Annotated in this window: 7 protein-coding genes; 1 reads left to right on the forward strand and 6 read right to left on the reverse strand. The window is 44.9% G+C overall.

Going from position 1 to position 9,129, the window contains the following annotated elements:
- Positions 1-649: 649 nt before the first annotated feature.
- Positions 650-1,369, reverse strand: coding sequence for a DNA polymerase (locus R7Z41_RS23280; RefSeq protein WP_225492308.1), 720 nt, complete (start codon positions 1,367-1,369; stop codon positions 650-652).
- Positions 1,370-1,483: 114 nt separating this feature from the next.
- Between R7Z41_RS23280 and R7Z41_RS23285 the strand changes: the two genes are divergently transcribed.
- Positions 1,484-2,509, forward strand: coding sequence for a hypothetical protein (locus R7Z41_RS23285; protein WP_169643906.1), 1,026 nt, complete (start codon positions 1,484-1,486; stop codon positions 2,507-2,509).
- 60 nt (positions 2,510-2,569) lie between these two features.
- On the opposite strand, the gene R7Z41_RS23290 is transcribed toward R7Z41_RS23285, so the two are convergent.
- The 5 genes from R7Z41_RS23290 to R7Z41_RS23310 all read right to left on the reverse strand — a co-directional run bounded on the left by R7Z41_RS23290 (position 2,570) and on the right by R7Z41_RS23310 (position 8,618).
- Positions 2,570-4,612: a DNA polymerase gene (locus R7Z41_RS23290; protein WP_213965039.1), complete on the reverse strand. Its 2,043-nt coding sequence runs from the start codon at positions 4,610-4,612 to the stop codon at positions 2,570-2,572.
- A gap of 66 nt (positions 4,613-4,678) precedes the next feature.
- Positions 4,679-6,502: a helix-turn-helix transcriptional regulator gene (locus R7Z41_RS23295; RefSeq protein ID WP_169643915.1), complete on the reverse strand. Its 1,824-nt coding sequence runs from the start codon at positions 6,500-6,502 to the stop codon at positions 4,679-4,681.
- 2 nt (positions 6,503-6,504) lie between these two features.
- Positions 6,505-7,161, reverse strand: a complete 657-nt coding sequence (locus tag R7Z41_RS23300; RefSeq protein ID WP_169643909.1) for a hypothetical protein — start codon at positions 7,159-7,161, stop codon at positions 6,505-6,507.
- 129 nt (positions 7,162-7,290) lie between these two features.
- Positions 7,291-7,911: a hypothetical protein gene (locus R7Z41_RS23305; RefSeq protein ID WP_169643911.1), complete on the reverse strand. Its 621-nt coding sequence runs from the start codon at positions 7,909-7,911 to the stop codon at positions 7,291-7,293.
- A 143-nt stretch (positions 7,912-8,054) separates the two neighbouring features.
- Entirely contained in the window at positions 8,055-8,618 is a 564-nt protein-coding gene (locus R7Z41_RS23310; RefSeq protein ID WP_169643913.1) for a hypothetical protein, read from the reverse strand.
- Positions 8,619-9,129: the final 511 nt, after the last annotated feature.

Here is a 9,129-nt window from a genome sequence, read left to right on the forward strand (position 1 = left end):
ACTTTAGTGACCGAGTTCGCTGGCGAACCATTGTATTGAACAGATGTACAGCCACCCAACGCAGCTAACGACAACCCTACTAAAAGTAATTTATTATTAAACATATAGTTCCTTTATTTTTAGCCCCATTGAACGGCATATAGTATACACACTTGATTGCATTTTAAAATAAACGTTATTCTTGAGGATAAAGTTAATCGCGGTATAACTTTTTGTATGGTGATACAAATATTCTGCTTTATTTCTCTGAAACTCGAACATTATTTCTCCACTATAGAATGCTTTTAACTCTTTTAGCAGCTTTTCATACTCCTATCATGCAGCCTTTCCAATCATAGTTCATTTGATAATCAATAGGTTAACGAGAGTTGTTGGATCTTAGATTACAAAATGACGCATAATTTTTAAATTGCTTACTTCGACGCGCCCTCGGAAAACTTTGGGTAAGGGGAACTTTCATCCAAGAGAAATTAATTAGCTTCAGTGATAACAAGAAAAGGGGGCATAAGTGTGCTAGGGAATTGGTACCACTAAGAGAGCTATCCAATCAACTAAGTATCGATTTGCCCACTAATCACTATTTGAGAAACAGAAAAAGTGGACACAAAACCTTAATACTAAATCCATTAGGCCTTGCGTCCAGTTCTGGTCATTTAGCTAGCCACACATCAAGTGTGTTCGGATCACCATCTTTGGTCCAACAATCTGGTTGGCTTATGTTGATATCGGCTCTTATCTTCAACTGAGGGTACATCTCCTGCACTACTTGGGTCATGATCTGTGCAGTTAACTCGCTGACTGCGCTTAGGTGTTTTTTCGGTGCTTCGAAAACAAAGGCATCGTGCATCGCAACGATCAATTTGGCGTCGTAACCTTTATACAATTGATGAAGTCGATTTCCGGCTGCTTTGAACAGTGCCGCAGCTGTACCTTGCACTGGCATGTTCACCATCCAGTTTTTCTCAGTATGGCCGCGCTTAGCGTCCAATTGGCGGTATCGGTGCAATCCCGTTGCAGTGCTTACATGGCCTCGCAGAGCGCCATACTGGGGCATTCTCTCAATGGCTTTTTGTAGTTCGGGAAACATCGATAGAAACTTATTCATCAGTTCCGAGGCCTTGTTGACACTGATATTGAGTTTTTTCGCTATTCCAATGCTGGTGATACCGTAAATTAGGCCAAGTGTGCATTGCTTCATGATGGATCGTTTCTCAGAATATTTTTCTTTGAAGGCCGACGAATCGCAGCTGCGGCATTCTGATTCTAACTCATCACAAAAGAACTCTTGCGCCATGGCTGTGTATAGATCGCCTTGGTTATACATCTTGACTAAGTTTGAGCCGCCATACACGCCAGCAGCAATCGCCACGGAGTTGGAGATACCACGTGGTTAAGAGTCTTTTAAAGTCATGTAATAGGATTGGTGGTCATTCCCAATTGCTGTACTATGCGCCTTTGATTTGGCTGGGAAAAGAGAGGGGCAATGGGTTACATAATCAGTAGCAGCGATCCAGATATTATTACTATGAAAAAGTTGTACGGAGATGATCTGGACGTATTCCATCCAAAACATAAAAGAACACACTTACCTGGAACAGAAGCGTACGGCTGGTCTCAGTTAGATCTGTTTTATGGATCCTTGATGAAGCTTTATCTTCGCCACTGTACTGAGCATTGCAAATTTTTGCTGAATGTGAGTGAGAGAAACTTCTCGATCGTGATGAATGTTCTTCCGAGACTTGTTGAGCATAGCCAGCAAGATGAGCGGCTGTATGAGCTGATAGGCAAAGCGTTGCGAAGCATCGATACCTTGGTATCAGATATGGTATCCAGTATTGAGTTTTCAGAAATAATGGCGCTTATTGACGAAGATGAACCGACAAAGCCATTTGTGCCGCCATATGAGCTTGCTTTAGAGAGAAGCAAAGAAAGTTGGTTTCAATTGACGCAGTACTGTGTTGATAAAGGGACCGTATCGGAGGTGACAAAAGATCTTACGTCAGATACGAAAATCCGAGGGCACCATGTTTTTGCAGTACTGGCGCTCAACTTGACTCACTTCCTGAAAGAGCATGAATCGTTATGGACCTTAAATCAAGCTAAGCGCTTGCTCCCTCTGATTTACTCTTTGATAGAGAAAGCTGAAGAAGAGCAAGTGCAGGAAAGATCAACGAAGAAGAAAAGACAGGTAAAGTGTCCCGATCTTTTCTTAGCTAACCAGCTTGGTAAGGCTGGGCGTAAAAAGAAGGCAGAGAGCACGACAGACAAACAAGACATGGAAAAAGTCTACCTGTCTCAGGAAACAGTTAAGCTGGTGTTCTTAAAAGGCTGGCTCTACCACATGACCAACGATGAAAAAGAGTATGCGCAAACACAGTTAGTGTATGAAATCATCGATAAATTTAATTTGTCAGATGGTCAGGGTGATAAATCAAAATCGGTAAATCGTTGGCTCAGCAAGATCAAAAAGCCAGGTGAATTACTAAAATATTACGCGGGTTCTGAATAGTCGTAATCAGATGCTAAAGGCTGATTGTGGGGGTAGCATTGCTAACCCCTCCATATACTGTTAACGCTCTGCAATCCAACGTTCAACACTGCCTGCATCCCCATCTTTAGTCCAGCAATGAGTGGCAGAGTCATTCAGGTCGATGCGTGGCTTGAGTTCAGGGAAGAATTCAACCACAGTCTGAATCATCACGTCGATTGTCAATCGTCCAACCTCTGGCATCTTGTCTAATGGGGCTTCGAAGATAAAGGCATCATGCATAGCCAAGATCAGCTTAGCACCATAGGGCTTGTAAAGTTGGTAGAGTCGATTCCCCGCGATCTTAAACAGAGCGGCAGCTGTTCCTTGAACAGGCATATTCACCATCCAGTTTGTCTCGTGGCGGCTTAGTGCACCGCTATTAGAACGGTGGCGATGTAATCCGGTACTGGTGCTCACACAACCCCGATATGCTGCTTGTTGTGGCGCGGTTTCCATCATGTGTTTCAGGGTAGGAAACATAGCTAGGAACCGATTCATCAACTGTTTGGCTTCGAGTTCTGATATCTCAAGACGGCTACCCAGTCCGAAGGGGGATAGGCCGTACAGAATACCGAGTACACATGTTTTCATGATATCCCGCTTGTCTTTGTGCTTATGCTTGAAAGTGTCGGAATCGCATTGCCGATCTTCGTCATCCAGGTCGTTGGCATAGAACTCCTGAGCCATGACTGTGTAGATATCCCCCGCGTTGAACTTAGCAATCAGATTCTTATCGCTGTAGACCGCAGCTGTGATGCCGACTTCAATCTGGGAATAGTCCGCTTCACCGATTCCATTTCCTGTCTTCGGGATGATGAGTGGGCGCATTGCGCCAGGTAGTCCGAGCAGGTTCGGGCTGGCACAAGATTGTCTCCCGGTTACGACTTCCAGCTGTTTGTGCTCTGGGTGCACGCGACTATCGGAACCGATAATAGTAGGCCGAAGCAGTATATCTCTCTCAATGGCTTGAACCTTGCTAAATTCAGCCAGTAGGCCGATAGCAGGGTGGATATGGGCCAGATCTTTCAATAGTTGTAACTTGAAGCTGTATTTGCCGCCCTTGTTAAAATGATCGAGTAAGTTGAGTTGACGGAAAAACGTTTCTTTTTGTTGGTGACTATTGGGATTGTCTAACCCCATTTGTGCCAGCTGACTTCTGAGCGCTTCCAGCTTAGGCGTACTGGCATTGAGCACAGCGTTGCATTTTTCCCGATCAACACTCACCCCATGCCACTCCATGGCTGCATTGGTGATGGTCCAGGGCATCTCCACCGTGATAAGGTGGTGGTAACTTCCCTGGAGGGTTAACTGCTGCATCTGAGAAAGGTAAAGCTTTGCTGCAACAATAGCGTCTTCAGCTGCATAGTGGATCTGCTCGCTGGTAAATTCTCCACTGTCATAGTCAATAAAGGAGTGCTGCAAGTCTGATTTCACCAAATTGAATCGGTGGTGAATATCATAGCGGCTCGCCACGGTATTCAATGCATAACGGATCCGATTGTTTTCAGCGTGCTCTGCTCTGGCGCAAATCTCTGCGTTCTCTGAATCAAATACCTGATCATTGTCAAACACATGCAGGCCCAGATATCGTGCTCTCTCGGCGATACAGGTGTCCCAGATAGTGCGAGGCTCAGTCAGACCCAGTTGCCAGAGACAATGTAACTCGGCTTTGGCATGGTGGGCGATATAGGTCGTGGGTAGATCAAGTAATGGCTGAAGTCGTTTCGTATCTTTGAGTTTAGTTAAATCAATAACATAATTGTGAAGATGCAACTGATTGCCTGTGTTGGTCATCAAAGTAACAGCCATCAATAGGGGTTGAATACTTCGGATATCCTGTTTTTGCTTGTTACCTCGAAGTGGGATTGCGAGGCGGCTGAACTTAAACTCAAAGTCTAGTGACACGCCGGTCAATGGCAACTGATGAGCTAGATGTATCAGATCTTCCAAGTCTTCTTGGGTTCCAATGTACGTCACCGCCGCTGAATCTAGTGGTGGCAGCATTGGCAATATAATAGCACTTTTCTTTGGCTCGAATTCGGCTTCGTTAAATCGTTTTGCTAGTGCGGGCAATAAATTCATAATCAATATTCTCTCTTGGAAACGTAGGGCCTCCGGGTGGCCAGCAACCCTATAAAAATGGTTTTATTAGGACTTTTGGCCACTCCAGTAGCGACGGACGGTGCGAACGCCTATACCCAACTGCTCAGCAACTTGCTTTTGTGTTAAGCTTTGTTGTTTAAGTTGCTGTATTTCTTGCTTTTTAGTACCAGTTGTTCGTGCGCGCTGACTATCAATGCCGAAGTGCTCGCGTATTTCTGCCAGATTGTTGAACTCAGCATCGTACTGATAGTTAGGGTGCGGATTGTTCTGGAAAGTAATAACCTCACATGGCGATGTGAAAGGACGCACTCGGCCTACAGCCTGTATCACGGTGCCCATTTCTAGGGTCTGCAACATCGGGTCAGTCAGTTGAGCTACATCGGTATATCGGTACTTATTGTCAGCAATGCGGGCATGACGGCGGCGAGGGTTCGGCAGTACTTTGATTTCCATTTCCAGCTGCTCATCACTGGCTCGCATGTCTTGTAGGGCATTCGCTAATATGGTTTTGGTAACGTAGTAGCTATTCAGACAGTAAGCACAGTCGAATTGCTCGAACTGGTTAATGCCAATTACACCGTAGTGGATGACTGGTATCTGAGTGATGGTGCCATTGGAATCGTATTCTTCGCCATCGACGATTTGAACATCATCTATACTACGGACGGTTAGCATCTCATTCAGCGTATCAATGCAATATTGCTTATGCTTTTTCTTTGAGATCAGCAGCACTCGTTTACCTTCCCGGATGCGCTTGAGAGTTAACTCAAGAAAAAAGTCCAATATCTGTGGGGAGTTCTTCAGGAAATGACCAGATGTACCCAGAGAAGAGGCAATATTCAGCCACTGAGTACCATCGCCTTTAAAGGCTGTGTCCTGATAGAAATTGTGAAAATTAAGCCCCAGCTTATGGTTCAGCAATGTTTCATGAGTCGTGCCGCTGTAGAGTAGAACATCGCAGTCCGCCGCAAGTGGTGTTGCAGAAAAGCGTATATCACCGAACTCGGTTTTCTCGCGTGAATCTAAAGGCGAATTCATCAGTGCTTGCAGGTCAAAGTGAATGTTGCGGAATTCTCCCGGCCAGTGGCGCTCCCCAATAGTAACCAGCTCTCGGATTTCCGTCGGATAGATCGAGGGCATAGACCATACGTCAGGCTCTCTCAGGTCATCTGTTGCTGCATTGAGTAGGCTTTGCAAGGCAAACACGCTGGCGGCCTTGCGCTTCTGAGAGATGTCTGATTCGCACAAACAGAAGATTAGGTTCGCTATTTCTTCTTGCGTGATAGTGCGGCTATATGGTGTTAGCGATACCGTCGCTTCATCAAAAATAACCAGTACATTCTGAGCTTCACACTTAGCTTTCATTCGAGCAATAAAATTCAAGTCATTTGTCAAATGGGCTTGGGTAGCGAAGAGCACTTGGGTGCCGCGCAAAACATCACCAAATTGATCTTTCCAGTGGCATTTCTCTTGATTAGGACATAAGGCGCAAATAGTGCGTTTACCAAGTATAGAAAGGCCACGCTGTTCATAGTCCGCCCAGTCAGCATTGCGCTGCTTACCGCACAGCTCTTTAGGACGCGGGCGGAGATTAGTGATTTTGATATTTTCAGGCGGGAACTGGATATAGTCGCGCTCATTGATGATAGCGCGAGTGGGGGCCAGCACGATGATCAAATCATACTGACCTGATTCTATGCCATATTCTATCACTTGATCCATATTGGTAGATTTACCCACACCTACCGCCCAGTTAATCAGCAGGTGAGGGTGCTTCTTAAGAAGTGACAGGACATAGAGACCATTATTTTCTTTTCTGAAACCAGCAAGCGCCATAGCGCTGCTGATTTGATTCAGAGACGAGTTCATTGTTAAGCCGCCGTGTAGCCATAACATTGAAGCATCACTTGGATACTCGGTATTGCTGCCAGCTCTTCGCTAGAACACTTCTGGAACACGTCGCTCAGTTTAAACTCCCCGTTAGCGTAGGCATTATTAAAAACTTCGATCTCTGACTGGCCCAGATCGATGTTCTCAGGTATCGGTTTTAAATCCACGGTATAGCTGTTACGGTGACGACTCATGAGTATCATCATTGGCTCTACAGCATCAAAAACTGGCAGGATTTGCGGCAGAGCTGCTTTGGGATGGGTAGCATCGGTGATTGCCAGAATCTCAACTTGACGAGAGCTGAAGTTAAATACAGGTAGCAGTAGGCGGTTGTATGCTTTGTTGCCAGCACGACATAGCGGGCAACCATTACCGTTACACAGGATGTAGCCTTTCTTCTCTGGCGTATCAATCCAGTGAATATTCACATCTTCATGCTCAACGGAAAAAGCCATGAAGGGAGTTGCGCTTTCGCCCACTCTTGCTTGTTCAAGTACGGTTTGGCTTGGCACGGTATTAGCGGCGGCACGATCTTTAAGTGTCTGGAGTTTCTTTTGTGTATCGTTTAATGATGCTTCCGGAGAAAGGGCACCAGATACGACAGTTGTGACAGCATTAGTTTGGATATTAGTGTTCATATTGAATCCTTCTAAACATAAAAATTTGTTGAATGGGGGCCTCTCTGGGGCCACCCGTAGAATGTAAATGGAATTGTGATTTCGTCCTATCAGAGTGTGTCTCACCCATTCCCACTGAGTGCTAATTCATTAAGCTTCAGCTGGTTGTGTAATCTTTGAGTGGTGTTGCTGACTGTAGTCGAGGTCATGTCGTACAGCGGTTACAATGTCAAAATGCAGTCCAAGGAGACGAGAAACCTCGGTTTGTTGGAGCTCTTCTTCATCCATGAACTCACCCCAGTAAGGCACGGTGATTTGATGTAATAGGCTTCCAAAGATGGCAAGCGTGCCTTCGACGGAATAGGACTTGCTTTCAATCAAATGTGAGAGAAAGTCGTATAGGAACTGCGGATATCCAGGCATTTGATAATCATAAGATGACCAGAACTCTTTATCTTCAAAGTGGATGCCTGCAAACTCTGAGTGCGCGTCGAGTTCTTCTGGAACTTCGAAATAGATGAGAAACTCACTGTCGATGAAATGATTTATGCGACGAGCGTTTTCTTCCTGATCATTCGTGAAAACATCTGAATTGTGACAAATACTAAAGGCACCTGGACCAATATTTTCTGCCCCGATAGATATTCGGTTTTTATTTGGGTTAATGCCCAGGTCTTCATTCGAGTAGAACGGGTCGGTGATAAGACCTAAATATGCCTCAACATAGGCTGTCAGTGGCTTCGGAATAATAGCTTGTACTGAATTGTTCATAATAAATCTCCGTGTTGTATTGGCCGCTTAATAACTTAAGCGGTGATTTCAGGGTGCAAGAGGCCGTCACCGATATTTCACGGCTAGTTGCTTAATTAATATGTGTTTATTTTTCGTGCGGTCTGAATAAACAGACTTAAGTGTTAGTCGCTTTGGTGTTGAAGTCTTACATCGTGGGCAATAGCTCTTTCGACATCAAAGTGGTCGCCCATCGTTCCGGCTAGTCCGGTATGAAATAACTCCTCTTGGTGGAATGTGATTGCACTGGTAATCGCACCAAATATTTCCAGCATAATGTCCAACGGAAGCGAAAGGTTGGAGCGAAGGTACTCATAAGCTTGGTACATCTGCAGAGGCAGTCCTTTGTTATTGTCAAAGTCGTACACGGCTTCAAATTCCGCAGGTTCTACACCCTCGAAGGTTACTTTAGTTGTCAGTATGTGGGTATTACCTACTAGATGTTCAGATTCTGTTCTGAAGTGATCGGTCAGTCTTAAGAAACGTTCGTGGTCATACTCTCCGTTAGTACAGATCAGCGACTCAGAGTTGTTAAAGGCCATGATCAGGCCGCCAAATTCAGAGTCTCCGTATGCGACCAGTTCTACAGTTTCATCTTGCTCGTTAACCAGAGAGTTTTCGTTACCAACCAGTAGGTTAGTCAGAATCTTAATATCTTTTTGGATGGAAGCTGGGATTCTGTTTTCCATGGTTTAGTCCTTATCAAATGTTTCAATATGTGAGCGAACTGCTCAGTCAGGAAGGATTATGTAGTCAGAGCCCAAAATAGGACAGGAAATAGAATCTCACGGATTCCCATAGAGTGGGTCTTGGGGCTATCTGGTTGATTTGTAATGTTATTTACGTAGCGTTTATGTCAGGTGGCGGGGACGTAAATACAGTAAAGTGGCCACGAAGCCTTTAAAAATAATATGTTAAAGGGTTGGTGGCCACTTGGTGAGTTCGAGGTCTGTGATCTGGCCTAGAAATCTGTTGTTGAATATGCGCTATGTTGTATTTATATCAAAATAACAAGCAATCAATAGGCTGGGTAAATGGAACAAATCTCAATAATTCACGTGGCTATCGCTGGTGCTGTCATCGTGGTGATACTTGCGCTTGTCAGTAGCAGAAAAGTAACACGAGGCTTTGTTGCTTAATTCGATGAGAAGACATGGTAGCCCCATGTTGTTCAGTTCTTAAACAACATACTGAGTTTCA

The sequence above is a fragment of the Vibrio sp. 1457 genome (assembly GCF_033340195.1).
Taxonomy (GTDB): Bacteria; Pseudomonadota; Gammaproteobacteria; order Enterobacterales; family Vibrionaceae; genus Vibrio; species Vibrio alginolyticus.

Excerpts from the sequence above, each read along its gene's own strand:
- R7Z41_RS23310 (WP_169643913.1), bottom strand. The coding sequence starts at position 8,618 with ATGGAAAACAGAATCCCAGCTTCCATCCAAAAAGATATTAAGATTCTG.
- R7Z41_RS23285 (WP_169643906.1), top strand. The coding sequence starts at position 1,484 with ATGGGTTACATAATCAGTAGCAGCGATCCAGATATTATTACTATGAAA.
- R7Z41_RS23290 (WP_213965039.1), bottom strand. The coding sequence starts at position 4,612 with ATGAATTTATTGCCCGCACTAGCAAAACGATTTAACGAAGCCGAATTC.
- R7Z41_RS23295 (WP_169643915.1), bottom strand. The coding sequence starts at position 6,502 with ATGAACTCGTCTCTGAATCAAATCAGCAGCGCTATGGCGCTTGCTGGT.
- R7Z41_RS23300 (WP_169643909.1), bottom strand. The coding sequence starts at position 7,161 with ATGAACACTAATATCCAAACTAATGCTGTCACAACTGTCGTATCTGGT.
- R7Z41_RS23305 (WP_169643911.1), bottom strand. The coding sequence starts at position 7,911 with ATGAACAATTCAGTACAAGCTATTATTCCGAAGCCACTGACAGCCTAT.